18 protein-coding genes and 1 tRNA gene are annotated in these 26,680 nt (G+C 56.6%); 14 read left to right on the forward strand and 5 right to left on the reverse strand.

Annotated features, from left to right (window positions below; genetic code table 11):
• The first annotated feature begins 366 nt into the window (after positions 1-366).
• The 6 genes from DW724_RS11950 to ybaK all read left to right on the forward strand — a co-directional run bounded on the left by DW724_RS11950 (position 367) and on the right by ybaK (position 9,140).
• Positions 367-1,389 carry a LacI family DNA-binding transcriptional regulator gene (locus tag DW724_RS11950; protein WP_110435861.1) on the forward strand — a complete coding sequence of 341 codons (1,023 nt, stop codon included), beginning with the start codon at positions 367-369 and terminating at the stop codon, positions 1,387-1,389.
• Between the two features lie 13 nt (positions 1,390-1,402).
• Entirely contained in the window at positions 1,403-2,680 is a 1,278-nt protein-coding gene (locus DW724_RS11955; RefSeq protein WP_158580317.1) for a TolC family protein, read from the forward strand.
• Between the two features lie 18 nt (positions 2,681-2,698).
• Positions 2,699-3,964: a TolC family protein gene (locus DW724_RS11960; RefSeq protein ID WP_118761636.1), complete on the forward strand. Its 1,266-nt coding sequence runs from the start codon at positions 2,699-2,701 to the stop codon at positions 3,962-3,964.
• A 56-nt stretch (positions 3,965-4,020) separates the two neighbouring features.
• Positions 4,021-5,199, forward strand: a complete 1,179-nt coding sequence (locus DW724_RS11965) for an efflux RND transporter periplasmic adaptor subunit (protein ID WP_158580319.1) — start codon at positions 4,021-4,023, stop codon at positions 5,197-5,199.
• A gap of 6 nt (positions 5,200-5,205) precedes the next feature.
• The gene (locus DW724_RS11970) at positions 5,206-8,316 is read left to right on the forward strand and encodes an efflux RND transporter permease subunit (RefSeq protein ID WP_118761638.1); all 3,111 of its coding nucleotides are present in this window, start codon (positions 5,206-5,208) and stop codon (positions 8,314-8,316) included.
• A 344-nt stretch (positions 8,317-8,660) separates the two neighbouring features.
• Positions 8,661-9,140 (forward strand): Cys-tRNA(Pro) deacylase, encoded by a 480-nt coding sequence (gene ybaK / locus DW724_RS11975; protein WP_118361371.1) that lies wholly within the window; start codon positions 8,661-8,663, stop codon positions 9,138-9,140.
• A 195-nt stretch (positions 9,141-9,335) separates the two neighbouring features.
• Here the strand turns inward: ybaK and DW724_RS11980 are convergent, their stop codons facing one another.
• A complete protein-coding gene (locus DW724_RS11980) occupies positions 9,336-10,109 on the reverse strand; it encodes a hypothetical protein (RefSeq protein ID WP_118761639.1) in 774 nt (257 codons plus the stop codon).
• 174 nt (positions 10,110-10,283) lie between these two features.
• On the opposite strand from DW724_RS11980, the gene DW724_RS11985 reads away from it, so the two are divergent.
• From DW724_RS11985 to DW724_RS12005, 5 genes are all read left to right on the forward strand, one after another.
• Positions 10,284-10,796: a YqeG family HAD IIIA-type phosphatase gene (locus tag DW724_RS11985; protein ID WP_118286169.1), complete on the forward strand. Its 513-nt coding sequence runs from the start codon at positions 10,284-10,286 to the stop codon at positions 10,794-10,796.
• A complete protein-coding gene (locus DW724_RS11990; protein WP_118761640.1) occupies positions 10,789-11,649 on the forward strand; it encodes a TIM barrel protein in 861 nt (286 codons plus the stop codon). Before DW724_RS11985 ends, DW724_RS11990 begins: the two co-directional genes overlap by 8 nt.
• Before the next feature lie 60 nt (positions 11,650-11,709).
• Positions 11,710-12,144, forward strand: coding sequence for a type II 3-dehydroquinate dehydratase (gene aroQ / locus DW724_RS11995; protein ID WP_110435870.1), 435 nt, complete (start codon positions 11,710-11,712; stop codon positions 12,142-12,144).
• Between the two features lie 19 nt (positions 12,145-12,163).
• Positions 12,164-13,228: an aminopeptidase P family protein gene (locus DW724_RS12000; RefSeq protein WP_118761641.1), complete on the forward strand. Its 1,065-nt coding sequence runs from the start codon at positions 12,164-12,166 to the stop codon at positions 13,226-13,228.
• A gap of 187 nt (positions 13,229-13,415) precedes the next feature.
• Positions 13,416-14,078, forward strand: a complete 663-nt coding sequence (locus DW724_RS12005) for a response regulator transcription factor (RefSeq protein WP_158580321.1) — start codon at positions 13,416-13,418, stop codon at positions 14,076-14,078.
• 545 nt (positions 14,079-14,623) lie between these two features.
• On the opposite strand, the gene DW724_RS12015 is transcribed toward DW724_RS12005, so the two are convergent.
• Positions 14,624-14,700, reverse strand: a tRNA-Arg gene (locus DW724_RS12015).
• Positions 14,701-14,923: 223 nt separating this feature from the next.
• Positions 14,924-16,291 carry a TrpB-like pyridoxal phosphate-dependent enzyme gene (locus tag DW724_RS12020; RefSeq protein WP_118761644.1) on the reverse strand — a complete coding sequence of 456 codons (1,368 nt, stop codon included), beginning with the start codon at positions 16,289-16,291 and terminating at the stop codon, positions 14,924-14,926.
• Between the two features lie 549 nt (positions 16,292-16,840).
• Here DW724_RS12020 and DW724_RS12025 point away from each other — a divergent pair.
• Together DW724_RS12025 and DW724_RS12030 are read left to right on the forward strand one after the other, a co-directional pair.
• Entirely contained in the window at positions 16,841-17,809 is a 969-nt protein-coding gene (locus DW724_RS12025) for a leucine-rich repeat protein (protein WP_118761645.1), read from the forward strand.
• 81 nt (positions 17,810-17,890) lie between these two features.
• Positions 17,891-19,177: a vWA domain-containing protein gene (locus DW724_RS12030; RefSeq protein WP_118761646.1), complete on the forward strand. Its 1,287-nt coding sequence runs from the start codon at positions 17,891-17,893 to the stop codon at positions 19,175-19,177.
• A 265-nt stretch (positions 19,178-19,442) separates the two neighbouring features.
• On the opposite strand, the gene DW724_RS12035 is transcribed toward DW724_RS12030, so the two are convergent.
• Positions 19,443-22,619, reverse strand: coding sequence for an ATP-binding protein (locus DW724_RS12035; protein WP_118761647.1), 3,177 nt, complete (start codon positions 22,617-22,619; stop codon positions 19,443-19,445).
• 203 nt (positions 22,620-22,822) lie between these two features.
• Between DW724_RS12035 and DW724_RS12040 the strand changes: the two genes are divergently transcribed.
• Positions 22,823-23,779, forward strand: a complete 957-nt coding sequence (locus DW724_RS12040; RefSeq protein WP_118761648.1) for a ketopantoate reductase family protein — start codon at positions 22,823-22,825, stop codon at positions 23,777-23,779.
• A gap of 96 nt (positions 23,780-23,875) precedes the next feature.
• On the opposite strand, the gene DW724_RS12045 is transcribed toward DW724_RS12040, so the two are convergent.
• A complete protein-coding gene (locus DW724_RS12045) occupies positions 23,876-26,665 on the reverse strand; it encodes a molybdopterin-dependent oxidoreductase (RefSeq protein ID WP_118761649.1) in 2,790 nt (929 codons plus the stop codon).
• Between the last annotated feature and the right edge of the window lie 15 nt (positions 26,666-26,680).

A 26,680-nucleotide genomic window follows, 5' to 3' on the forward strand; every position in this document is an offset into this window, starting at 1 on the left:
ACAACGCCAATTTTCAAAATGCCCATTGGAATTCTCTCCTTTTATATAAGGTGATTCTATTATAAACCACTTGCGGGTGTGCTTCAAGGGTGCAGCGTATTTTTCAGCGCACCGCCCAATTTTGGGGCTTATGTTTGGTGAAAAATAGCAAAGCAGAGCGCAAAAAAATCGTGCAAAATATCCGTGCATTGTGCTAAAATAGAAAATGCACAGGAAAAATGCAACACATTGCACGTTGGTGTCTAAAATGCGGTGAAACGCTTGTGCGCTTTACTGCACTATGATAAAATATGAACGTATTGTGGCAAAAATGTGTCTTTTAGGGATAAAAGAGGATACATGGATGCCTGAAAAGGAGAATATCTTATGAAGGTAACTGCACAGTGGATCGCAGAGCAGTGCGGCGTATCGCGTGGAACAGTGGACCGAGTTGTAAACGGCCGACCGAATGTAGCGCCGGAGGTGCGGGAGCGCGTGCAGAAAATAATCAGCGAATACGGCTACAAAACGCCGTCGCAGCGGCAGGCCGCCCGTGCGGGACACGGCGCGTTCCGCATCGGCGTGATTCTGCCGAGCTGGGATGCGTTTTTCATCCGCCGGATGCGCGAGGGCATTCGCGTGGCTGTACACAACCGCGGATTAAATGATGTAAATGTGCTGGTGGAGGAGCTGAAAAACCGCTCGCACCGTGCGTATTTCGAGGCCATCGGACGCATGGAGGAGCGCGGTATTGACGGTCTTATTGTCACCGCGCCGGACACGGTAGCGATGAGTGAGGAGATCGACCGGCTGGTCGCAATCGGTATTCCGGTCGTTACCTGCGACTCGGATGTGCGGCAGAGCCGCCGCCTGTATCATATCGGACAGAACATGGTCAAATCCGGCCGGATTGCCGCCGGACTGCTTGCACCGTACGTTGAGGGACAGGATGTGCTCGTCGTTACCGGCAACCGTGAATTCACGGCGCACGGACTGCGTGTGCGCGGCTTCCTTGACCGTCTGCACGAGATTTTTGACGATAATGTAAACGTCAACGTCATCGAGAGCGTCGAGCAGTATGAGCTGACCTACGACGGCGTACTGCAGCAGGTGCGGCAGAACCCGCGTCTGCGCGGTATTTATATGGCAAACGAGTCCGTGCGCGGCTGTATGGACGCGCTTGAGCGCGCAAAGCCCAATCGGCGCATTCATGTTGTCTGTCATGACCTGACGCCGCATGCGCGCCAGTATTTGGAGGACGGACGGCTGGATTTCATCGTCGATCAGGATTTTTCGGCGCAGACGACGCGCGCGATCGAAGTGCTGGCGCATACACTGCGTACCGGAGAGTCGCCGCGGCAGAGCATCGAATACATTCACACCAGCATTATCACAAGGGAATTGTTGTGAGAAAGGAGCCTATATGAAAGCAAACTGGAAGCGCACACTGCTGTCTCTGGTGTTGTGCGCCGGATTTGTATGGCCTGCAGGTGCGGTAAGCACCGGGCAACCGGCGGCATCGCAGACCGGGATGAGCACCACGCAGAGCAAACCGGCGGCTTATACTGTCAAGAAAATGGGTTTGCTGGGCGTCAAGCGCACCGTAGAGAGCGACAATAACACGGTGAAAATGCTGAACAAAACGGCAGCTTCGCTGGACAGCAGTTCGTATATGTCGGGTTCGGCGTCCGGTGCGACCGGCGAGAGCGAGATGGAAATCTACGCTGCGCTGATTGAGAATATGAAAAAGGCCATGGATGGACTGGATAAGACCAGTGATCTTTATAAGACCTATGCGGCACAGTTAAAGGTATTAGAGGATTACCAGACCAGCCTGAACCAGAACGCGGTCAGCGGCATGCAGCAGGCGATGGCCATGCTGTCCCAGTTGGATGACGCGGCGTACACGCTGCGCAAGCAGGCGAAGAACGTCTCCGGTCAGCTGGCGCTCGGTGCACAGACCATGCTGATTACCATTAAAAATCTGGGCTACACCAAGGAAAACCTGCAGGTAACGCTGAAACAGCTGGACCGCAATCTGGCCGTGCTGAAAACGCAGAGAAAACTCGGCATGATTGGTCAGCTGCAGCTTGACACGGTGCAGAATCAGCGCGACAAGCTGGCGCAGTCCATCGACACGCTGGAGACCACCCGCGAAAACCTCGGTTCGAGCGTTGCGCTCATGTGTGGTCTGGACGCGAACACCATCGTGATGCCGGCCGACTTTGAAACGCTGTACGAGGGCAATCTGGATAAGATGTCCTATAATAAGGATTTGGAGCAGGCGCAGAAGAACAGCTTCCTCATCTGGCAGAAGCAGGACGCTGTGCGCAGCGCGTACAACTCGTACGACAAGAACATCAGCGGTACCGCCGAGGCGGTCAAGTCCGCTGAGGACGCACTGGCGGCGGCCAGGGAGTCGGTAGTGGCTGCATTCGACAGCACCTACAAGACTGTCAAGGACTGCCGGACGACTCTGGCAGCCAAGCGAACCGCACAGGCACAGGCGGAGCTTGACCTGAAAACCGCGACCGTGAAGTACAGGAAGGGCATCATTTCCAAGCTGGCGTATCAGCAGGCGCAGGATGCCGTAACGACCGCAAAGCTGAATGTGGAAAGCGCGTATCTGTCGCTGTATACCGCATATAACCAGTACGAATGGGCCAAGGAAGGCGTACTTATCACCACCGCAGCCGCATAACAGAAGGGAGAAAACAATATGAAACGAACCATTGCAGCCGGCCTTTCTGCCGCTCTGCTGTGCGGCATGGTCGTACCGGCGTTTGCCGCCGATACCAAGACCGCGACGAACACCACCGGCACCACCCAGACCCAGCCGACGGCGCCGGTCAAGCTGACGTTTGACAAGCTGGAGGAGATCGTCCGCCAGAACAACGTCACCATCAAGGCGAACAACAACACCGTGCTCAGCGCGGAAAAGACCGATGTAAGTGACCAGTACATCGAAAGCTATTTCCAGCTTTCCGAGCAGATTTCGTCCTACCAGAAGCAGATCAAGGAACTGCAGAAAACGCTGAAGGAACTGGGAACCGACGAGGCGAACGCCGGTCTGCGCAAGACGCTTGAGAGCCAGATTTCCATCCTGCAGCGCAATCTGGCAGCCGCTGAGGCTTCGTACAGGAACCTCGACGATGACGAGGACGACGCAGAGGAGGATCAGGAGAAAACGGTTGATCACACCCGCCGTCAGATGCAGAATGCAGCCGATGAAATCTGCCTGAGTGCGGAAAACACGTACATTTCTCTGCGCGGCATGAAGTATACGCTCAACCAGACAAACCGCAGCATTCAGCAGCTTGACCGCAACATTGTGACTGTGCAGAAGCAGGTAAAGCTGGGCATGACCGGTGTAAATACGCTCAAGAGCCTGCAGGCACAGCGTGAGAGCGCCGTTGCCAGCAAGGCATCGCTGACCACGCAGGTAGAGGCGTTGACCAACACGCTCGCTATCCAGTGCGGCTATACCACCGGTACACAGATCGAAACGAGCGATCTTCCGGTCGTAACCGCCGAGCAGGTCACCTCCATTGATTATAACAAGGATCTTGCCGAGGCGCTCAAGAACAGCTACGCGATCTACTCCAAGGAGTACGCAATGCAGACCGCGTCCGACGATTACGAGAACAATAAGACCAACACGCTGTATGCTTATCAGGCAGCCAAGATCGACCGCGATGCACAGAAGGAGAGCACGACCGCTTCCTTCCGCAAGCTGTATACCGACCTGCAGGAGAAGCAGACCGCGCTTGCTGCGGCGGACGCCGATCTCGCACAGGCAAAAAAGACGTTTTCGGTAAGCCAGGTGCAGTACACGCGCGGCATGATCTCCAAGATGGCGTACACGGATGCGCTTGACACCTTCACCACCGCACAGGAGACCGAGGTTGCAGCGCGTATTGATCTGCTGACCGCCTACAACACCTATCAGTGGGCAAAACGCGGTGTAATTACGGCAACAACTTGATAAGCTGACCGTTTTTGCGAATATAGCAGATATGTATAATGAATTGGAGGACCCCGATGAACAATAGCAAACGAATCCTTGCGGCGCTGCTGGCCGGTGCGATGGTACTGTGCGCAGGCTGCGGCAAGGAAGAGGAAACCGAGGAGGAAAGTTCAAACAGCACTGCGGTTGAGGTAACCGATGTTACCTCGGGTGCGATGAGCTCGGAGTACACGCTCAACGGCAAGATTGCCGCCGTCAATGAGGTGCAGGTGTTCCCACTGCTGGCGGGTCAGGTGCAGACGCTGAATGTCAGCGAAGGCGACACGGTTTCCAAGGGTCAGACCCTGTTTACGGTGGATACCTCGACGGTTACTTCGACGATGAGCTCGCTGCAGCAATCCTACAGCGCTACCAAGACCGCGACCGACCGCGCGATCGAATCCGCGAAGATCGGTGTGGAGCAGGCGGAGCTTGCCGTCAGCAACACCGAGGCGCTGCTCGAAGCGGGTGCGGCTGCCGAGCAGGATCTGACCAAGGCAAAGCAGGCACTGACGCAGGCGCAGGCCGGTGTCGCGCAGGCTGAGGCCCAGCAGTCCGCGTCTCTGGCGCAGATTCAGGCGTCCATGGACCAGATCAATAAGCAGGCAAGCCTTGGCACGGTAACCGCGCCCTGCTCGGGTACGGTCACGGCGGTGAACGTCGTGTGCGGCGGCATGGCGTCGTCTGCGCAGCCGGGTGTCGTTATCGCCGAGAACAGCGCGGTTGAGGTGCAGGTTTCGGTCGCTGAGGACGTATTCACCGGCATCAAGGTCGGCGATACCGCAAGCGTCACGGTTTCCGCTGTCTCCAAGGAGCCGATGAACGGCACGGTCAGCACGCTGCCGGCGGCTGCCAATGTGCAGACCAACCTGTATGACGTATCGGTTGCTCTGCCGTCCGGCACCAAGCCGCCGATCGGCGCGTTTGCTACCGTCACCTTCTATACCGACCGCCGCGCAAGCACGATTTCCGTGCCGACCGAGTCCATCCTGACCGGCAACAACAACGAGCAGTATGTGTTCACCGTAAATGCGGACGGCACTGCCGCAACCCGCGTTACCGTCACCACCGGACTGGTTACCAAGGATTCGACCGAGATCGTTTCCGGCCTCAAGGCAGGCGACCGGGTTGTTACCAAGGGTCAGTCCTATCTGTCGGACGGTGCAGCCGTGCATGTCGTCACCTCGGACGCCGCAGACGGCGGGGAGGGCTAAGCGCGCATGAAATTCGCACAAACCTTTATCAAACACCATGTAATGACCATCCTGCTGTACATACTGGTCGTTGTGTTTGGTTTTTACAGCTTCCAGAACCTGCCGCTGGCGCTCATGCCGTCCATGGAGGTTCCGGCAGCGGTTGTTTACGCTACTTATCCGGGTGCCGGCCCGGAGGATATCGAGCAGCAGGTAACCAAAAAGCTCGAGGGTGCGGTAGCAGGTCTGTCCGGTCTGGATACGCTTCAGTCCACCTCGTCCGAGAATATGGCTATGCTGGTTATCCAGTTTACGAATCATACGGATATGGATCAGGCAATGACCGACCTGCGCGACAAGGTTGCACAGGTAAAGAGCCAGCTGCCGGATGACGCATCCGACCCGACCGTTATGTCGATTGATATTGACTCCATGCCGGTCGTACAGGTCGCGCTGCGCGGCAACGACCTGGCCTCTCTGCAGTCTATTGCGGAGGACGAGATTCAGCCGGCGCTCGAGCGTCTGGACGGCGTAGCGTCTGTTGATATTTCGGGCGGCTACGAGCAGGAGATCGCAGTCCACACGGACGCCTCCCGCCTGAAGGGCTACAACCTGACCATTTCGTCCATCGGTCAGCAGCTCGGCGCGGACAACATCGCCATTCCGGGCGGCGATCTGGATAACGGTTCGCAGACGCTGGCTGTCCGCACGGACGGTGAGTATTCGTCCATTGATGATGTTAAGAACGCTCTGATCTCGCTTCCGGCAGGCGGCACGGTCCGTCTGAGCCAGATTGCGGATGTTTCCATGCAGCCGAAGGATCAGGACGCCATCTCCAAGGTTGACGGCGAGGAATGTATCATCCTGTCGGTCAACAAGCAGTCCGGCTCCAATACGGCGCAGATTGCCGAGCTGGCCAAGGCTGAGTTTGACTCCCTGCTTAAGAGCAACGATTCCCTGCAGTGGAATATCGTTATGGATCAGTCCGACTATATCAATATGACGGTTGATAACGCTATTCAGAACATCTGGATGGGCGTGCTGTTCGCCGCGATCGTGCTGTTCCTTTTCCTGCGCGACCTCGGTGCAACGCTGGCCGTTACGATTGCAATGCCGTGCTGTATCCTGTTTACGTTCCTGATTATGAACGTGCTGGGCATTACGCTGAACATGATGTCGCTCGGCGGTATCACGCTCGGCGTAGGTATGATCGTGGATAACTCCATCGTTGTTCTGGAGAACATATTCACCTATCGAGCGGACGGCTACGACCGTATGGATGCCTGCACCAAGGGCACCGGCGAGGTCATCGGTGCAGTTATCGCCTCCACGCTGACCACGGTCGCCGTATTCCTGCCGATCGCACTTTCCGGCGGCATGGCCGGCATGATGTTCAAGGAATTCTGCATCACCATCGTAGCGCTGCTGCTCAGCTCGCTGATCATTTCCATCACGCTCGTGCCGCTGCTGTGCTACTTCCTGCTCGGCAGCACCAAGCAGAAGAGTGTCAAGCCGCAGGGCTCGGGCGCAACGCCGATCACCGAAAAGCCGCTCTCGCGTGTATACCGCAGTTCGCTGAATTTCCTGATCACCCACCGCTGGGCAGGCGTCGCGCTGACCGTTGTCATCTGTATTGTCAGCGTGCTCAGCGTCAGCCAGGCGGGCATGGAGCTCATCCCGGAGATGGATGAGGGTCAGGTGAGTGTTGCGGTTTCCATGCCGAACGGTTCGACTATGGAGGACACTGCCACCATCGAGGACCGCATTGCGGCCATCGCAGTTGATACCATCCCGGAGCTGGAGCAGATCTACTACTCGACCGGTTCTTCGACCTCGATTATGTCCTCGTCCTCGGGCGCAAGCGTTACAATTTCGCTGGTAGATCTCGATCAGCGTGACCGCTCGTCAGCGGATATCGCCAAGCAGCTGCGCCATGACCTGCAGGATATTGCAGGTTGTGAACTGACGGTTTCGACCAGCAGCACCATGTCGATGTCCACGGATTCGGACATCAGCGTTGAGCTGACCGGCGATGACTACGACCAGCTGGCTGAGACGGCAGACGATCTGGCAAACCAGATCAGCGCCCTGCCGGATGCCATCAATGTTGAATCCTCGGCAGGCGAACAGACCCCGCGTGTTGCCGTTAAGATCAACCGCGAGAATGCGTCTCGCTTCGGTCTGAGTGCGACTGCTATCGGCGGTCTGGTTCGTGGTGAGCTGACCGGCTCGACCGCGACCACGCTCCGCATGAACGGTGAGGAATACGACGTTACCGTTGCCGGCGACGAGGATGTAGCAACCAGTTTGGACGCACTGCGCTCCATGCAGATTCCGACCATGACCGGCGGCACCGTACCGCTGTCCATGGTGGCGGATGTCTACACTGAGCTCAGCCCGCAGTCCATCGTGCGCAAGAACCAGAAGGAGACCGTTACCATCACCGGTGAAAGCGAATCCGGTGACAGCAATGCCATTAAGACAGCCGTTGACGACATTGTTGCCAAGTACGAGCTGCCGGACGGCGTAGAGGTCGGCGAAGGCGATACCGCTGCTTCGCAGATCGCGGAAACCACCGGTACGCTGATGCTGGCCCTTGCGGTGGCAATCCTGCTGGTATATTTCATTCTGGCAACGCAGTTCAACTCGTTCTCGCTGCCGATTGCAATCATGCTGATCCTGCCGATCGGTCTGCTTGGCTCGATGATCATGCTGTGGCCGACCGGAAATCATGTTTCCATGGTCGCACTGCTCGGTGTTATCATTCTGGCCGGTACAGTCGTCAACTCGTCTATCGTGCTGATCGACTATACCCTGCAGCGCCGTCAGCGCGGTGAGGATAAGAATACGGCTATCCTGAACGCATGTCCGCGCCGTGTCCGTCCGGTGCTGATGACCGCTATGACCACTATCCTCGGCCTTGTGCCGATGGTATGCTCGAGCGGCGAAGGCTCCGAAATGATGAAGCCGATGGGTGTTGTTATGATGACCGGTATGGTTATCTCCACCATCGCAACGCTGTTTATCACCCCGGTTTACTATTCGCTGACCGACAGCGTCGCTTCCCGCCTTTCTGGCCTGTTTAAGAAAATCAAGCTGCCCAAGTTTAACTTCCATAAGAAAAATCCGCAGCAGTAAGCAAAAAGGGAACCGATTTCGGTTCCCTTTTTGAATTGAGAATGGATAATGGAGGATGGAGAATGAATGGCGGGTAAAATGGGTACCGCAGTTGTCCAATGTCTGTACAGTCTACCCCGTAGGGGAGCACAGTGTGCTCCCGCACCCATTTAACGATGACTTGGGCAAACACTGTTCGCCCCTGCGGGTATACGAGTGCAAATGAATTTACAAACGACGTATTGATTCAACCGCCGCGATAATTTTCCATTCTTCATTCTCAATTTTCAATTCCGATATTCCCTTGCATATCGCACAAGTGAAGTCTATAATATTTGTATAAATTGCAGATAGGAGCGAACAATATGGCTTCGGATAAAACAAATGTAATGCGTGTGCTCGAGCAGCACAAGATCGCCTATAAGCCGCACGAATATCCGCACGGCAAGGACGCCGTAGACGGTGTTTCGGTTGCGGAACTGCTCGGCCAGAACCCCGATCAGGTATTCAAGACGCTGGTTGCACGAGGCAAATCGGGCGGCTTTCATGTATTCGTTATTCCGGTCGCAAAGGAGCTTGACCTGAAAAAAGCAGCCAAGGCGGCAGGTGAAAAGTCGGTCGAGATGGTGCATGTCAAGGAACTGTTGGGCCTTACAGGATATGTACGCGGCGGCTGCTCGCCGGTGGGCATGAAGAAGGCGTTCCCGACCGTGTTTGATGAGAGCGTGAACAATGTCCCGACCGTGATGGTCTCTGCGGGAAAGATCGGTTTCCAGATCGAATGTGCACCGGCGGATCTCATCAAGCTGGTACGCGCCACGACCGCGCATATTACGACGGATTAAGGCAATACTGCATGATTAAACAAGAGCGATTTGCGAGTGGATTTTGTGCACTGACGAGGCGCGGTTTTGCGGTAATACTTGATGTATTACCGTAGAATCAGCGGCAGCGCGACCGGAGCCTGCGCAAGGGACCGCTATAAAGTCAGGGCACAAAATTTCCGCAAAGCGCCGCAGTCTTAATTGTGCAGTGTTGCCTTACGCCTGCGGCTTCAGCAGCCCTGCCGCATCCGGAAACAGCGCGAACACATTCTGCACGCCGCAGCCTGCCAGCTGTGCCAGCTTGGCCGCCAGCGTGGAGTCATCGTCGTACAGGACAAAGTGTGCCTGTCCGTCTGCATTCATGTAGGTGAAGTATTTCGCGCACAGCTCGCGCGAAAAGAACGGCTGTGCACCGGTCTGCGCGAGCAGCGCGGCTCTTGCTGCGGCACTGAGCGAAACGCCGTTCGGCGTGGGTGACGGCAGGGTGAAATCCTGCGAAACCGGCTGCAGAAATGCGGCAATCCGCGCCGCGCCGTAAATGCCCTGCAGGGAGGAAATGTATTCGGTCAGACTGCCGCCCGAAATCGCGGTGGAGACCGTGAGTATCGCGTGCGACAGCGTGCGTCCGCACTCGAGCGGCACATACAGCGGAATATCCGCATCGTACAGTGCTTCGTCGAATGCGGCCAGCAGACGGCGGTTCAGCGGCGTGTCGTGTTCAAAATCCGCGAACACGCCGGGCGCTTCCGTACGCCGCGCTTCGAAAACCAGATCGGAGGCAATGCGCTCTGCGCTGCAGAAGTTGATCGCCTGCGGCGGGTCGGTCACGCCGAGCAGGCAGTGCCGCTGCACCGCGGACACCTTGAGCCGCTGCAGCGCTCCGGACGGTGAAATACCAAGGCAAAGCTGCAAAACCGGCATGCCGAGCGAAGCGGCTTTCGTTGTGTCGCGTCCGGTGCATACCAGAATAAGATTTTTCGTGTAGACCATAATCGTCAACTCCTTGATGATAGAAATACGTTGGAACGGCCCGCGGTCCGTTCCTCCTGTCGGCAAAACTGTAGTTTTGCAACAGCTTCTTTTCTGGACTTTTTGAATAAATTCCATTACACTATATGTAGCATTACGCTAAATTAGAATACGGGTATTAACAGGAGTGTATGAATGAGCAAACTGATTCCCGATTATGTATTTGATTCGATTTACGATATTACGCCGGAGGTGCTGACTGCCCACGGCGTACGCGGCGTGCTGGTCGATCTGGACGGCACAATGGCGTCCCACAAGGCTGCTTTGCCGCCCGATACGCTGCACCTCTTTGTCGATCGGCTGAAGGATGCCGGCATTGCTGTGCTGGTGTTCTCCAACAACCATCCCGAGCGGGTAGGGAAGTTCTGCGAGCCGCTCGGTGTAGGCTATATCAGCCATGCCGGAAAGCCGTTTTCCCGCGGCTTCCGCAAGGCGGCAAACCGGCTTGGCCTGTCCATGCGCGAGATTGCCGTCATCGGCGACCAGATTTTCACCGACGTGTTCGGCGGCAACCGCGCAGGCGCGCTGACCTGCTATGTCGAAACGCTCGACCGTCGGTTCTTCTGGATCAATGTGCGCTATCAGCTTGAGCGCGGTTTTATCGCGCGCGGACGGCGCAGAATGGAGGCGAGAGCACATCATGGCTGAGCCGAAATTCGGTCCTGCGGGCAACTCGGAGTCGTTTGCCGCCGCAGGCTTCAAGAAAAGCGAGGATGCGCCTGCATGGCTCGAACAGATGGGACTGACCGCGTTTGAGTATCAGTGCGGACGCGGCGTGCGCTGCGGCGAGGAGACCGCACTCAAAATCGGTGCGGCAGCCGAGCAGCACAGCATTCAGATGAGCATTCATGCGCCGTATTTCATCAATCTCTCGTCCGAGGAGAGCGAGCGCATGGAGAAAAACGTCGGCTATGTGCTGGAGACCGCGCGGCTGGCCGTACCGCTTGGCGCAACGCGCATGGTCGTGCACTGCGGCGGTCAGGGCAAGCTGACCCGTGACCGCGCTATGCGCAACTCGCACGAAAACGTAAAAAACATCCTGCGTGCGCTGGATGAGGCTCACCTGACCGGCTGCGCGGTCTGCCTGGAAACCATGGGCAAAAAGAGCGTGCTCGGCACTGCCGAGGAGGTTTGCGAGCTGGTGGCTGCCGATGACCGCCTGCTGCCGTGCATCGACTTCGGTCATCTCAACTGCCGTACGGGCGGGCACATGAACACCCGCGAGGAAGTGAGAGCGCTGTTCGACCTGATGGAAAATACCATCGGTCACGAGCGTACCGCCAAGCTGCACGCCCACTTCTCTCATATCGAGTATAACGATAAGGGCGAGGTGCGCCATTTGACGTTCACGGATACGGTATATGGTCCGGATTTCACGCCGGTCGCTGAGGAAACCGCTGCGCGCGGCTACACACCGACGTTTATCTGCGAATCCGCCGGAACGCAGGCGGAGGACGCACTTGCCATGAAGCAGTGCTTTATGGCTCAGGCAGAAAAGTAAAAAGTAGGACATTTGCCCTACGGAGACGCTTTGTAGAACTATGCAAAGGGGTATAAACGTATGAAAAAGGTATTACTGATCCACGGTCCCAACCTGAACCTGACCGGTCAGCGCGAGCCGGGCATTTATGGTTCGAACACGCTGGCATCCATCAACGCGGAGGTTGTACAGAAGTGCGAACGGCTGGGGATGGAATGCGCGGTGTTTCAGTCCAACTCCGAGGGCGCGCTGATCGACCGCATTCACGCGGCTCGTGAGGACTGCGATGCGATCATCATGAACGCCGGTGCGTACACGCACTACAGCTACGCCATCCGCGATGCGATTGCGGCTGTACGCCTGCCCTGCGTGGAGGTACATATGTCCAACGTGCATGCGCGCGAGGAATTCCGCCACAAGTCGGTCATCGGACCGGTGTGCGCGGGCGTCATTGCAGGCTTCGGCAAGCACAGCTATCTGCTCGCCGTGGATGCGGTAAAATCCATCATCGGCTAATATTTAAGAGGCGATTACCATGAAAAGAAACGAACTGCGTGCCATGCTGCTCGAGCAGCCGTATGACGCGCTGGTGCTGACCAGCGAGATCAGCCGCCGCTACGCCACGGGCTTTCACTCGACGGCAGGCGCGGTGTACCTGTCGGCTAAACAGGCGGTATTCTTCACAGATTTCCGCTATGTCGAAGCGGCACATGCGGCCATCAAGGATTTTGAGGTGCGCGAGATCAAGGCGGGGCAGAGCTATTCTGCGCTTATCAATGAGCTGCTTGACGAGGACGGCGCGAAAAAGGTCGCTCTCGAGGACAAAACGCTCACTTATGCGGAGTTCATGTCCTGGGGCACGGCGCTGCACGCGACAGCCGTCCGTCTCGAGGACGGTGTGGAGCAGCTGCGCATGTGCAAGGAAGAGGACGAGGTTGAGAAGATCGTCGCGGCACAGCGAATCGCCGAGCAGGCGCTTGAGGAGGTGCTGAACGACATCAAGGTCGGCGTGACCGAGAAGGAGATCGCGGCACGGCTGACCTACCTCATGCTGCACTACGGTGCGGAGAACATGTCGTTTGACCCGATCGTCGTTTCGGGCGCGAACAGCTCCAAGCCGCATGGTGTACCGGGTGAAAAGACCATTCAAACGGGCGATTTCGTGACGATGGACTTCGGCTGCATCTATGACGGCTACTGCTCGGATATGACGCGCACGGTCGCGGTCGGTCATGTCACCGACGAGATGCAGACCGTGTACGATACGGTGCTGAACGCACAGCTTGCAGGCATTGCTGCCTGCAAGGCCGGTGTGACCGGTCGGGACGTTGACGCGGCAGGCCGTAAGATTATCGAGGCGGCAGGCTACGGTGATGCCTTCGGCCACGGCTTCGGCCATGGTGTAGGACTGGAGATCCACGAGGCTCCGGTTGCTTCTCCGCGCGGAGAAGCGCCGCTGCCGGCAGGCAGTATCGTCACCGCAGAGCCGGGTATTTATCTGCCGGGCAAGTTTGGCGTGCGTATTGAGGATATGCTGTACGTCATTGAGGACGGCTGCATTGATCTGACCGATGCGTCCAAGCAGCTTATTGTTCTGTAAATTGCGAAAAGGGGAGAAAACATTGTTTTCTCCCTTTTATATTCCGTGAATGTTGAAAATGGGTTGCCGTATCGCTTGACGGCAGCTTGATGAAAAAGAATCAATTTAACAATTTATCCATAAGCTATACACAAAAAATCCACACAAGTTCGGCACAATGGTTACACCGATAGGAGGAGATGTTCTCATGCGTATTTTGTTAATCAATGCAGAGCAGGACGAGCGCCTGTTCGCCACCTTCAAGCATGAACATATTCTGTATGATCAGCAGCCGGAGAGCGACACGCTTGATATTTCGGAGAATATATATGATGTAATCGTGTACAATGCCACTAAGCTGGATGAGAAGACCGTCGACGCGGTGTACTCTCTGCGCGAAAGCGGTGATATGACACCGTTGCTCGTCATGGCAGGTCACACGACCGCGCGGGCGCGTATCCGTATTCTGAATGCGGGTGCGGACAATGTACTCATGCGTCCGTGCCAGAGCGATGAGATTTTGGCGCATGTCAATGCACTGGCACGTCGGCCGAGAATGATGCAGAGTGAAATCCTGACCGCCGGCGACCTGACGCTCGACCGCGGCCGCTGTGTGCTGTCGAGCAATGACGGCGAAGTCCGTCTGTCCGGCAAGGAGCTGCAGCTTGTAGAGATGTTCCTGCGGGAACCGGGACAGGTGCTGCCGCGTGAAATGCTGCACCAGAAGGTCTGGGGAGCAGGCAGGGACGCGACCTACAATAACATCGAGGTTTATCTGACACTTGTGCGCCGCAAGCTGCGTGCGGTCGGCTCGAAGGCCGAGCTGATCTCCGAGCGAGGCATCGGCTATTATCTGCAGGAAGCAGAATAAGGGAAAGGACGTACTTTCATGGTACGTCCTTTTATTTTTCCTTCCTTTTTGAACTTCTGCCGTTCTCTTGCTTCCTGATCTGGTGCAGACCAGAGACCGGCGACAGCTCCGAAAAGGTGAACGGCTGAGGTCAAACCGTCTTCAGATGGAGGATGGGATGTTTCTGCTGAGATATTTGGTACAGGCATTGAAATGCGGATCCGTAGTCAAGGTACATTTGAAGAATATAGAAAAATTCGACAGGGTTACGAGATCGACAACCGCAAAATCTTCGGTGAGTACGCCGAAGATGTGATTGGTGTCAAAGAACGTGCAGGTGTCAAGCACAACACGATATACGAGAAGTTACATAAAGAAAAAGAGATGATGGAAGCAAAAATGCTTCTGCCATCTCTTTTTTAGGTTTGTAAAGAAGAAACGATTCATTTGGATAAATTACAGTGTTCAAAATCATCTGCCATACCGGTCATGGTATTGCGGCGTTGCCTTAAATGTATCAGAAAATAAGAAAAACCGGTCATTTCTTACGAAATAACCGGTTGATCTGGTACGCCAGAAGGGATTCGAACCCCCGACCTTTTGGTTCGTAGCCAAACACTCTATCCAGCTGAGCTACTGGCGCATACACGATCTATTTTCTTTTGCTGTCGGCGTTTCGCTTTGTCGCTCTCGCTGACTGCCTTATTATAATATCACGGGTGGGCCCTGATGTCAACAATTATTTTCAGATTTTTTGAAAGTTTTTTCGGAAACCTGTTTTCGGCAAAACATAGCCGCCTGTGGGGGAACAGGCGGCTATATACAGCAGAGAAGTTGGTGGTCTGCCATATACCTTATATTGCGTTTTATTCCTGCGGCGGAATGGTATCGAAGCCGACCTGCAGCTCGTCATCGGTGGGAACGTGGTTGCGCATGGTGCCAGTGTGATACGCCTCGTATGCTGCCATATCAAAGTAGCCGGTACCGGTCAGACCGAACAGGATGGTCTTAGCTTCGCCGGTCTCCTTGCACTTGAGCGCTTCGTCGATTGCGGCGCGGATGGCGTGGCTGGACTCCGGCGCCGGAAGAATGGTCTCCACCTTGGCGAACTGAACTGCTGCGTCAAATACGTCGGTCTGCTTGACCGAAACCGCCTCCATATAACCGTCGTGGTACAGCTTGGAGAGGATCGGGCTCATGCCGTGGTAGCGCAGACCGCCTGCGTGGTTGGGCGCGGGCATGAAGCCGTTGCCGAGCGTGTACATGCGGGCCAGCGGTGTAACGTGGCCGGTATCGCAGAAATCGTAAACGTACTTGCCGCGCGTGAAGGACGGGCAGGACGCAGGCTCAACCGCAATGATGCGCGGGTCAGCCTTGCCGAGCAGTTTATCCTGCATGAACGGGGAGATCAGGCCGCCGAGGTTGGAGCCGCCGCCGGCACAGCCGATTACGATATCCGGATACTCGTCGAGCATCTCCATAGCCTGCTTGCTCTCCAGACCGATGATGGACTGGTGCAGCAGCACCTGATTGAGCACGGAGCCGAGTACATAGCGGTAGCCCTCGTGCGTAGTAGCTACTTCAACGGCCTCAGAAATCGCACAGCCGAGCGAGCCGCCGGTGGTCGGATCGTGTGCCAGAATAGCGCGGCCTGCCTCGGTCGTATTGGACGGAGACGGCGTTACATTCGCGTCAAAGGTTTGCATGATGGCCTTGCGGAACGGCTTCTGCTCGTAGGAGACCTTAACCATGAATACCTTCAAATCCAGTCCGAAGTACGCGCATGCCTCAGAGAGTGCAGTACCCCACTGACCGGCACCGGTCTCGGTGGTAAGGCCCTTGAGGCCCTGTTCCTTGGCGTAGTACGCCTGTGCGATCGCGGAATTCAGCTTGTGGCTGCCCGAGGTGTTGTTGCCCTCAAACTTGTAGTAGATCTTAGCCGGGGTGTCCAGCGCTTTCTCCAGATTATATGCGCGGCACAGCGGAGACGGACGGTACAGCTTATACATATCGAGCACCGGCTCGGGAATATCAATGTAGCGGGTGTCGTTGTCCAGCTCCTGGTGCGCCAGCTTTTGGCAGAAGATGGGGTACAGCGCTTCTTCCGGCAGCGGCTGATGCGTACCCGGATGAATCAGCGGGTCCGGCTTTTCCTTCATGTCCGCCCGCAGGTTGTACCACTGCTTGGGCATCTGGTCTTCGGTCAAATAAAGTCTGTGGGGGATCTTAGCCATGGTGATTGCTCCTTTGCAAATTTCAGATAGAGTGGAGAGATGGTGAATATCTTCATTCGTCACTCTCAACTCGGTTATACAAAATAAAAAGCTCCTGTCCCAGATTTCTCTTGGGACAGGAGCGAATACGCTCTTGCGGTACCACCCAGATTGACGCAAACTGCGTCCACTCTGCTCACACATCAAACAATGCGCGCTCCCCTGATAACGGGCGGAGTCCCCGTCGCAGTTACTTGGCCGAAGCCGTTCGCCTTGCCCTGCTGAAGTCCATTCACACGGTCCTTGCCTGCCGCAATCACACCGTCTGCGGCTCTCTTGGAGGTTCGGTCTCCCTGCTACTCGTCTTCGTCATTGGTTTGTGTTGGTTTACTTGGTATGGTCACAGTATATTCGCAAAACGGAGGATTGTCAAGTGTCATTTGCGAAAAACAATATATTATTTCTGATATAAATTCTTATTATGAGAATGAAGGCCGCAGTATCGTCTTTTTCTGCATACTGTGCTATAATGGGTAGCAGAATGAGAATTTATCGAGGGAGCGAGTGCAAATGCGCGTGATCGAGGGGGAAAACGAACTGCGGCTGACCTGTTCGCGGAGTGCGAGCGGCGGCATTGCGCTTTTGCGGTGCGAAACGCAGGACGATATTGTGCGTCTGCCGGACGAGATCGACGGCGTGCCCGTCACCGAGGTCGGCCCGTATGTACTCAGCGAGCGGGCCCCCGATCTGACAGGCAGGGACACGTTCGCTGTCCGTATTACCTGCGGCGGCACGGAGCCGAAACACAATGCGGCGGCTATCCGCACGGTTACGCTCCCAAAGGACGCGAAAAGCGTCGGAAGCTACGCGTTTTACAACTGCCGCAGCCTCGAACGTATCGAACTGACCGGTTCGGTGAGCGAATTCGGCGGCGGTGCCCTGATGAACTGCATGAGCCTGCGTGAAGTCATCCTGCACGCCGCGCCTTTCGCGCCAACCTGCCTGCCCAGGCTGCTCGGCGAGTACGCCGGAGAACTCGATGTGCGGTTTGATGAGCACGCGCGGCTGCTGTTTCCCGAGTACGTCGAGGAACTGGAGGACCTCAGTCCGGCGCATATTTTTCAGCGGCGCATTCACGGTGCAGGCTACAGCTACCGTCAGTGCTTTGACGGCGGTGTGCTGAATTTTCGGCAGTATGATGCTGCCCTGAGCGAACTGCTCGAGCGGCACGATTTTTCGGTCGCGGCACGCGTTGCCGTGCGGCGGCTTGCCGTACCGTTTGCGCTCTCAGATGCCGCAAAAGCGGAGTATCTTACGGTTTTGCGCGCACACGGCGGCAATCTGGCGCAGTCCTGCGCCAAGGCCGGCGAGACCGCTGCGCTGACGTTTCTGCTGTCGCTCGGTGTGCTCTCTGCCGCCGATGTGGATGCCGCGTGTACGTCTGCCCGCGCAGCAGAGCAGACGGCAGCACTGTCCGTTCTGCTGTCAGCCGCAGGCAAAACCGCATCCAAGGGACGGACAAAATCGTTTGAATTATAATATAAATATATAAAGTTATCAATAAATCCGCAGGGCAGGGTGCCCTGCGATGCAAGATGAACCTGTGAGGTGATGTTTTCTATGTCGCAGTCCTCCCGCTGGACTTCTATCGGGCGCGAAATCCTGTTTTCCGCCCGCACCGAACTGTACATGAATCTGCCGTTCCTCGATTCCGCGCTGGCGGCGCTGCCTGCGGCAGACGGTTACGATACACCCACGCTCGCTACCGACACGCGCGTGCTGTTTTTCAGCGGTGCCTGGCTGGCGCAGCAGTACGAGCGCTCCCGCGCGAACGTCAACCGCGCGTACCTGCACACGCTGTTCCACTGTCTGTTGCGGCACCCCGGAAAGACACGCGGACGCGATGCCGACCTGTGGGACCTTTCGTGCGATATCGCGGTTGAAAGCATGCTGGATTCGCTCGATTACCGCTGCCTGCAGGCCGAAAAGGTGTCGGTTCGGCGGCAGAATATCTACCGCGAACTGCGGGACGAGCTGCCGGTCCTGACGGCTGAGGCGGTCTATCGCCATTTTCGGCGCACACGGCTGAATTCGTATGACTGTGCCACGCTCACGCGCGTGTTTGCGACAGACGAGCACACGCTGTGGTACAAGGAGGACGACGATCAGCAGGAGCGCCGCTGGCAGCAGCAGGCCGAGCGCACGCAGACCGCGATGGAAACCGTTTTTGCGAACAAGGCGGAAGGCGGTCAGGCCGTGCGGGAGCAGCTTGCCGTTTCTACCCGCAAAACGACTGATTTCCGCGCGTTCCTGCGCCGGTTTGCCGCTCTGCGGGAGGAGGTCTCGGTGGATGCGGATTCGTTCGACTACGGCTACTACGCCTACGGGCTGCGTCATTTCGGAAATATGCCGCTCATCGAGCCGTTAGAGACGCGGGAGGTGCGGAAAATCGAGGATTTCGTCATTGCCATTGATACCTCGATGTCCACCTCCGGTGAACTCGTGCGCGCGTTCCTCAGCCGCACCTACGAGCTGCTGCAGGAGAACACCAGTTTTTTCCGGCATTTCAATCTGCGTATTCTGCAGTGCGACGATCAGCTGCGCTCGGACAAAAAGGTGACAAATGCACGGGAACTCGCGGAATATATGGAGCATTTTGAACTGATCGGTCAGTCTGCGACCGATTTTCGTCCGGTTTTCGAGCACGTTGACCGCTTAAACGCCGAAGGCGCGTTCCGCCATTTGCGCGGCCTGCTGTACTTCACGGACGGACTCGGCATCTACCCGAAAAAGCGTCCGAAGTACGACGCGGCATTCGTCATGCTCGAAGGCGAAGCCTATCCGGATAAGGTGCCGTCCTGGGGGATTCGGGCGGTAATCAGCGAGGATGCGTTGGCCGTAGAATGAAAGTAGAATGAAAAAGGACGCTTTACGCGTCCTTTGAGGCTGTCGCGAAACTACAGTTTCGCCGACAAACAGGAACGGACCGTGGGCCGTTCCAAAGTCGTCCGAAAGTTCCTATACAGAAACTTTCTACCTCCAGAAGTTCAAAAAGGGGGATACATGCTCCCCCTTTTTGAGCATTTGCAGAGCAAATGCTATTTCATGCGCGCTGCCGCGCGAAATGCTGAAAAATGCTGACTATATGACTTTTCGACAGACTGAGGACGCTTTACGCGTCCTTTTTTGCAGATCGGTTATTTTTCACCCATTCGGCGATCGTCTGCTTGACCTTCTTTATCTGCAGCGGCTTTGCCAGATGGGCATTCATGCCTGCGGCGAGGCACTTCTGTGCATCCTCGTAAAAGGCGTTTGCGGTCATGGCGATGATGGGCAGCGTTTTCGCGTCCGGGCGGTTGAGCGAGCGAATGGTCTTCGCAGCGTCAATGCCGTTCATCACAGGCATCATCACATCCATGAGAACCGCGTCGAATGTGTCCGGCGGATTGTTCTGCACGATCTCCACAGCCTGTTTGCCGTCCGTGACGACGGTTACGGTTGCTCCCTCGTCGGTTAGCAGGATCTGTGCGATTTCGGCGTTGAGGGCATTGTCCTCGACGAGCAGCAGCCTGCAGCCTGCAATGCTGATATCCGGCGCGGCATGTGCGTCCGGTGTCTGCTCGGGAGACGGTGCAATTTCAAACGGCAGGGTGATCACGAAGGTGGAGCCGACGCCAAGCTGACTCGTGACCGCAATCGAGCCGCCCATCCGGTCGACAAGCTCCTTGGTGATGGTCATGCCGAGACCGGTGCCGTGATAATAGCTGCGCGCGTCCTGTTTTTCCTGCGTGAACGGTTCAAAAATATGGTCAACAAAGTCCGGACTCATGCCGATACCCGTATCTGAAATCGTCCAGCGGTAGATGCATTTGCCGTCCTGTTCACCGAGCGAGTCCGTACGGGTGGTGATTTTACCGCCGGGACGGTTGTATTTGATGCAGTTGCTGTAAATATTGAGGAAAATCTGCCGTAGATGCAGCGGACTGCCGTAAATATACGGGTACGGAATGATGCATTTGTCCTTTTCGTACTCCCACTCAATGCCGGCTTCTTCGGCGCGGCCGACGATAATGGTAATGATATCGCGGGTCAGCTCCACCAGACTGATGCGCTCATGCGTGAGGACTGTCGTGCCCTCCTCCAGCTTGCTCATCTGCAGCACATCGTTGATGAGCGACAGCAGGTGATTGGCGGAAATCTGCATTTTTTTGTGATTTTCCAGCAGCAGCGCCTTGTCATCAAAGTGGGTTTCGTCCACCTGCAGCAGACCGATAATGCCGTTGAGCGGTGTGCGGATATCGTGACTCATGCGTGAGAGAAATTCGGTTTTGGTGCGGTTCGCAATACGCATTTCATCGAAGGCGGCCTGCAGACGGGCGTTCTCCTGCTCGTCGCGGGCGTGCATCTGCGAGGTATCCTGCAGCAGGATAATCGCCGTGACCATCGGCGTTTCGGCATTGATTTCCGGATCAAACACGGTGGTCTGTGTCATCAGCACGGTTTTCTGTACCCAGCGGATAGCGCCGTCATCCTCCTGCACGCAGTACTCCACCGTGATGTGTTTTTCACCGGCGGCAAAGCGCTTGAGCAGACGGGCACTGGTATCTGCCGTGCGGTAGCTGCCGAGTGTTGCCGGTGTGACGCGCTTGCGGTACTCGTCGCAGTAGTCGCGGTAGGAGCAGGGAAGCGGGTAGTCGAGGAACAGCGCCCGGTCCGAATCGCTCTTGCCCGCAGGTGAAATGTTGCGCTCGAGGGTGTCGCGCGTGAGGTTTACCGTGTAGATTGTGCCCGCCATATCGAGCAGCGCGTCCACATAGCTGTCGTTCTCAAGGATAGACTGCTTTAGCTGCTCGTAGTACAGCGTCAGCTGCTCCTTCGGGTCGATGGCTTGGTCGGCGTTCAGCCGGATGGTCTCGAACGCGAGGATAAAGTGATGCAGCCTGCCGTTTTTGTCCCAGTCAATCGGAAGAACGGTCAAACGGCTGTAGCGGCTTTCCTCGGCCGCGTTGTACTGCAGTTCGAGGGTATCCTCTGCGCTGTGCAGGCCGCGCTGCAGAACGTCAAGCTGCAGTGCAGAACGGACGCGGCTGCGCTCGCTTTTAGCAGCCTGTTCCTCGGCAATCTGCTCGACGGCGCTGGTGTAGCTGCCGTCCGATGCCAGAAAAAAGTTCTCGCACGCGCGTATGGTGCGGTAGGTGTCCAGACGCGCATCGCAGTACAGGCAGTCGGAAAAGCTGCGGTGCAGGCGGTTGACCTGCTTCAACAGCTGAAAATCCAGCCGCTTTTCGGCGGCGGCTTCCTCGCGCTTGACGTGGTTTTTGTTGATGTACATGTTTTTGTCCGCAAAGTCAAACAGATCGCGCATATTGCTGTCCGGGTTGTCCGATGCAAGCGCAAAGCCGACTGCATAGCTGAGCGGCATATCCGGGTGGTGTCGGGACTCCTCAGCGAGCTGTTTACGGACATGGGAGAGCAATTTTTGCAGCGCATCGGCATCCAGTCCGTGCGTTACCGCGAGGAACTCATCGCCGCCTGTGCGGCCGACAAAATGCTCCTCGGGCATGGCCGCACGCAGCGCGACCGCAAACCGCCGGATGTATGCGTCACCGGTCTCATGGCCCATGCTGTTGTTGATGCGGCGCAGATTATTCAGGTCAAAGCTGCACACGCCGGTTTCTGGCGCAGGCGGCGTCGGATCGTCGAGCAGCTCCTCGCACTTGTTCTTGTTGGGCAGGCCGGTCGCGGCATCCAGATAGACCTTATGCTGCAGAGCGCGGTTCATCGCAGCCGTGTGCAGCGCCTGAAACAGCTGGTAGCCGATCAGCAGCATGAGCACGACGATATCCGCTGTGATGTACTTCTCCAGAGCGGAAAGCGAGGTTGCCTTGCGCTGTGCGTACGCCTCTGCCAGACCGGTCGCGTCGTCACAGATACTGAAAAAGGTTTCGCTGATGGGAATGATGTCCGTGTTATTCGAGCCGACTGCGCGCACGCGGCCGATCTCCTGCTTGAGTGCTTGAAAATAGTCGTCCAGCTCCTGCATTTTGCTTTGGAAGGCATCATTGTTCAGCCGCACGAGGCTGAGCTCGTCGCTGCCGAAGCGCAGTCCGTCGATAAACGCGTCAATATCTGCGATCATGCCGTCCTGCGGCTGACCGGAGATTTCCAGCTTGACGATACGCTGGGTCTTGCCGCGCACGAGTCCGGCGTAGTTGATGATACGCGCGGTGCCCTGAATACCAGAAACGAGGTTCATCATCCAGACAATCAATATAGCCAGCACGACTGCCAGCGCGCCAATGGCGGCGTTGACGATGCCGGTGCTTTTCTTTTTGGGGTTGCCAGCCATGTGCAATGACCTCCTTGCAGGCTGTCGAATTTTGTCGAACAAATTAGACGGGTGAGAATATATAAAATCATTATATCGTGAAAAGGGAACAGATGCAATGACAGAAGCGGAGAATCACGCGCTTCACAGAGATATCCACAGACTTGTGGATACATTGCCGATTTTGTGCTATAATGCAGAAAAAGCAATCGGAGGAACAGAGGATGAAGCTGCGTTATATGATTATCGGTGCCGGTGGCGTTGGCGGACCGGTAGGCGCGTATTTGAGCAAATCCGGTGCGGATACCACGCTTATTGCACGCGGAAAGCATCTTGCGGTCCTGCAGGAGCACGGCTTGACGCTTGTATCCGGAGAAAATGAGCGCGAGAGCATTCCGGTCAAGGCAATCGACATGGACGGCTTTCTTGCCGCGAGGGAGCAGGGCGCTCCCGCGCCGGATGTGATTTTCGTGTGTGTCAAGGGATACTCTCTCGCGGATACCGTGCCGTTCATCCGCAAGGCAGCAGGCAGGGACACGGTAGTTATTCCGGTGCTCAACATCTACGGCACGGGCCGTGCTCTGCAGGCGGAGCTGCCTGAGCTGCTCGTCACAGATGGCTGCATCTACATTTCGGCCAACCGGATTGCGCCGGGCGTCATTCAGAAGCACGGCGCAATCTGCCGTATCGTGTACGGACTGCCGAGCCACAAGACCGACCATCCGGTACTGCAGCAGGTCGAGACAGACCTCAAAAACGCCGGAATCGCCCCGGTTTATTCTCCGTATGTCGAGCGCGACACGCTGCTCAAATTTGCGTATGTGTCGCCGAATGCGGCCTGCGGACAGTATTATCACGCGAAAGCTGCGGAAATGCAGCATCCGGGCGAGGTGCGCGACAGCTTTGTACGCCTGATGAAAGAGGTCGTTGCGCTGGCGGACAAGATGGGTATTCCGCTGGAGAGCAGGCCGGGGGAGCTGGTCGAGCGCAACCTGCGCATTCTGGACGCACTTGCACCGACTGCGTCTACCTCTATGCAGCGCGATATGGAAGCCGGCAAGCAGTCCGAGGTGGATGGTCTGATTTATCAGGTTGTGCGTCTGGCAGAGCAGTACGGCGTGGATGTGCCGGAGTATCGCAAAATCGCAGAGGCGGTAAAAAAACAGACGGAAAATAAGTGAAAACGGTAAAGACCCGGAATCTTCCGAAAAAGATTCCGGGTCTTTGCGCTATAGGTGGTGATGCTGTTTCGACTGTCATTGTCAACAATGACAATTTCACTGCACACCGTCCGATGGACGGTGGCATTCGCAATCCTTCTCGAGCGCCTGAAGCTGCTGCTCCATGGTCGGCACCTCGCACTTGCCGGTGTGGATGGCCTCGAGCACGACCTCGGGCGACGCAGGAACCTTATTGATGCGCACGCCGATGGCACGCGACACGGCATTGAGAATCGCCGGTGTGACGGGCACGGTCGCAACCTCGGAAATGCCCTTGGCACCGAACGGGCCCTGCGGTTCCGGGTCCTCGATTAAAATAATCTCATAATCCGGCGTATCCTCGGCACGCGGCAGGCCCAGCTGACGGTACAGCGTCTTGACCGGATAGCCGTTTTTCGTCGGATATCCCTCGGTCAGTGCGTAACCCTGTCCCATCGAGCACGAGCCGTGCATCTGACCCTCGATGATATGCGGATTGATGGCGCGGCCGACATCGTGCGCCGCGATGATCTTGAGCAGCCGGACCTCGCCGGTTTCTTTGTCCACCTCGACAATGGCGGCCTGTGTGGCATACGCATACGCCGGAAAATTGCGGTATTTTGCACCGCGCTGCTTTGCACCCTCAAAATCACCGATGGCGAAGCACGGGTCGGATGCATAATAGTATTCTGCGCGGCGTTCCTCGCCCGGCCGCCATGGACGGCTGTCCAAATCCTGCTTGAGCTTGATGCACGCCTCATATACCGCACGGCCGCCGCACAGTGTCTGCCGCTCGGAAACCGACTCGCCGGTCGGGATGGTCAGCTCGGTGTCGCCGTTGGTGATGTAAATATCCGCGATATCCATGCCGAGCGTTTCCGCCGCGATCTGCGTCATAGCTGTACGGAAGCCCTGTCCCATATCCGTGCCGGAAACGATCATGTGCAGGCGGCCGTCGCCCTGCAGAATCAGCCTGCACGCACCGTCATCGGTGAAAATACCCTTGCCGACGCCTACATTCTTGAATCCCGAGGCCATGCCCCAGCCGAGCACCTTGCTGCCCTTGGGATACTGGCCTTCGTATTCCTTGAGTGCTTTTCGCAAACTTTTTTCGCATTGATTGATGGTATCCATCATACCCATGCTGTATTTGAGCACCTCACCGCCGACCGAGGTCGCACCCGGATAGACGGCATTGCGCCGGCGCAGTTCAAACGGGTCAATACCCAGCTTTTCCGCCATCATATCCATCGAGGTCTCAATCGAAATCGCCGCCTGATTGATGCCGTAGCCGCGAAACGCGCCGCCCTGCAGATTATTGTTTCGGATCGCCGAGCCTTCCACCTTGACATTGGGAATGATGTACGGGCCGCCGCTCATCAGCGCGCCGGTCATCAGCGTGCCGTAGCTTTCGCACTCGTACGGTCCGCCGTCCGAGAACATCCGGCAGTCCAGATACTGGAACTTGCCGTCCGGCGTAAAGCCGATCTCGTAATCCGTATGGTAGCCGTGGCGTTTGGTGGTGAGGATCAAATCCTCCTTGCGCGTCAGTGTAATCTTGACCGGCTTGCCGCAGGCGTGAGCGGCAACAACCGCCGGTGCTTCGAGAAATGAGTCGCATTTTTTACCGAAGCCGCCGCCGAGCGGCGTTACGATAACGCGGATATCCTCCTCAGGCTTGTCCAGAATCTTTGCCAGCATACTGCGGATTTCAAACGGCGCCTGTGTGCAGGAATAGAGGATCGTTTTGCCGTCCTGCACCATGCTGATAGCCGAAACCGGCTCCATGCAGGCGTGCTCCTGCGGTTCAATATCCTTGGAGACATTGAGCTTGACGATGTCCGTCCGCTGCTTTGCCTGCTCCACATCGCCGCTGACGCGGCCGGTGTGTACGATGAAGCTGTTTTTGCGGTAGCCGTCCGCCATGGTGTAGATACCGGGCAGCTCCTCATAGTCGATTTTAACCAGTTTGGCGGCCGCTCTCGCGTGCGCCGCCGTATCCGCGACAACCAGCGCGAGATGGTCACCGAGAAACCGCACCTCATCCGTGCAAAAGACCGGCTGCTCCGGCGTCCATGTGCCGACCTTATTCATGCCGGGCACGTCAGCCGCCGTCACGATGTGCACCACGCCCTCCGCCTGTTCGGCGGCGGAGTAGTCCACCGCGTTGATCTTTGCGTGCGGTGCCGGCGCCCAGACAAATGCACCGTGCAGCAGAGTATCTGCGCCGATGTCCTCAGCGGTGAGGTCGTCGCAGAATTTCAGTTTGCCGCCGGTCTTGTCCATACCGTCTACATCCCAGACCGACTTACCGACCGCGGAACCGGTGATTTCGGGCACGACCTGATTTTCACCAACCACAATAACCGTGCTTTCGTGGCTGCGGAAGCTGTCAATATCCGGCTCTTCCCCGCGCAGCCGCGCCGCTGCCAGCTTGACCGCCTCGATAATCTTGACATAGCCGGTGCAGCGGCAGTAGTTGTTTTTCAGTCCGTCGTAGATTTCCGGCTCGGTCGGAGCCGGATGGTGCAGCAGCAGCGCCTTTGTCGCCATTACCATGCCCGGTGTGCAGAAGCCGCACTGCACGGCGCCGACATCAAGAAACGAGTGCTGAATCACCTGCAGCATGGTGTCGTTCGGTGCGTTTTCGATGGTCTCAACGGCTTTGCCGTCCAATCGGTGCACGAGCGTCACGCACGAGCGTGTCAGCCTGCCGTCCACCAGTACGCTGCATGCGCCGCAGTGACCGGTGCTGCAGGCTTCTTTTGTGCCCTTCATGCACTTTACATTGCGGAGATATTCGAGCAGGGTGCGGTTTTCACCGTCCTGTACTTCAATTTGTGTGCCATTGAGCGTAAATCGTAGCATGGGATTTCGCCCTCC

The organism is Butyricicoccus sp. AM27-36, from assembly GCF_003480945.1.
GTDB lineage: Bacteria > Bacillota > Clostridia > Oscillospirales > Butyricicoccaceae > Agathobaculum > Agathobaculum butyriciproducens.

Coding starts and splice junctions, on each gene's coding strand:
- DW724_RS11950 (WP_110435861.1), top strand. CDS start 367: ATGAAGGTAACTGCACAGTGGATCGCAGAGCAGTGCGGCGTATCGCGT.
- DW724_RS11955 (WP_158580317.1), top strand. CDS start 1,403: ATGAAAGCAAACTGGAAGCGCACACTGCTGTCTCTGGTGTTGTGCGCC.
- DW724_RS11960 (WP_118761636.1), top strand. CDS start 2,699: ATGAAACGAACCATTGCAGCCGGCCTTTCTGCCGCTCTGCTGTGCGGC.
- DW724_RS11965 (WP_158580319.1), top strand. CDS start 4,021: ATGAACAATAGCAAACGAATCCTTGCGGCGCTGCTGGCCGGTGCGATG.
- DW724_RS11970 (WP_118761638.1), top strand. CDS start 5,206: ATGAAATTCGCACAAACCTTTATCAAACACCATGTAATGACCATCCTG.
- ybaK (WP_118361371.1), top strand. CDS start 8,661: ATGGCTTCGGATAAAACAAATGTAATGCGTGTGCTCGAGCAGCACAAG.
- DW724_RS11980 (WP_118761639.1), bottom strand. CDS start 10,109: ATGGTCTACACGAAAAATCTTATTCTGGTATGCACCGGACGCGACACA.
- DW724_RS11985 (WP_118286169.1), top strand. CDS start 10,284: ATGAGCAAACTGATTCCCGATTATGTATTTGATTCGATTTACGATATT.
- DW724_RS11990 (WP_118761640.1), top strand. CDS start 10,789: ATGGCTGAGCCGAAATTCGGTCCTGCGGGCAACTCGGAGTCGTTTGCC.
- aroQ (WP_110435870.1), top strand. CDS start 11,710: ATGAAAAAGGTATTACTGATCCACGGTCCCAACCTGAACCTGACCGGT.
- DW724_RS12000 (WP_118761641.1), top strand. CDS start 12,164: ATGAAAAGAAACGAACTGCGTGCCATGCTGCTCGAGCAGCCGTATGAC.
- DW724_RS12005 (WP_158580321.1), top strand. CDS start 13,416: ATGCGTATTTTGTTAATCAATGCAGAGCAGGACGAGCGCCTGTTCGCC.
- DW724_RS12020 (WP_118761644.1), bottom strand. CDS start 16,291: ATGGCTAAGATCCCCCACAGACTTTATTTGACCGAAGACCAGATGCCC.
- DW724_RS12025 (WP_118761645.1), top strand. CDS start 16,841: ATGCGCGTGATCGAGGGGGAAAACGAACTGCGGCTGACCTGTTCGCGG.
- DW724_RS12030 (WP_118761646.1), top strand. CDS start 17,891: ATGTCGCAGTCCTCCCGCTGGACTTCTATCGGGCGCGAAATCCTGTTT.
- DW724_RS12035 (WP_118761647.1), bottom strand. CDS start 22,619: ATGGCTGGCAACCCCAAAAAGAAAAGCACCGGCATCGTCAACGCCGCC.
- DW724_RS12040 (WP_118761648.1), top strand. CDS start 22,823: ATGAAGCTGCGTTATATGATTATCGGTGCCGGTGGCGTTGGCGGACCG.
- DW724_RS12045 (WP_118761649.1), bottom strand. CDS start 26,665: ATGCTACGATTTACGCTCAATGGCACACAAATTGAAGTACAGGACGGT.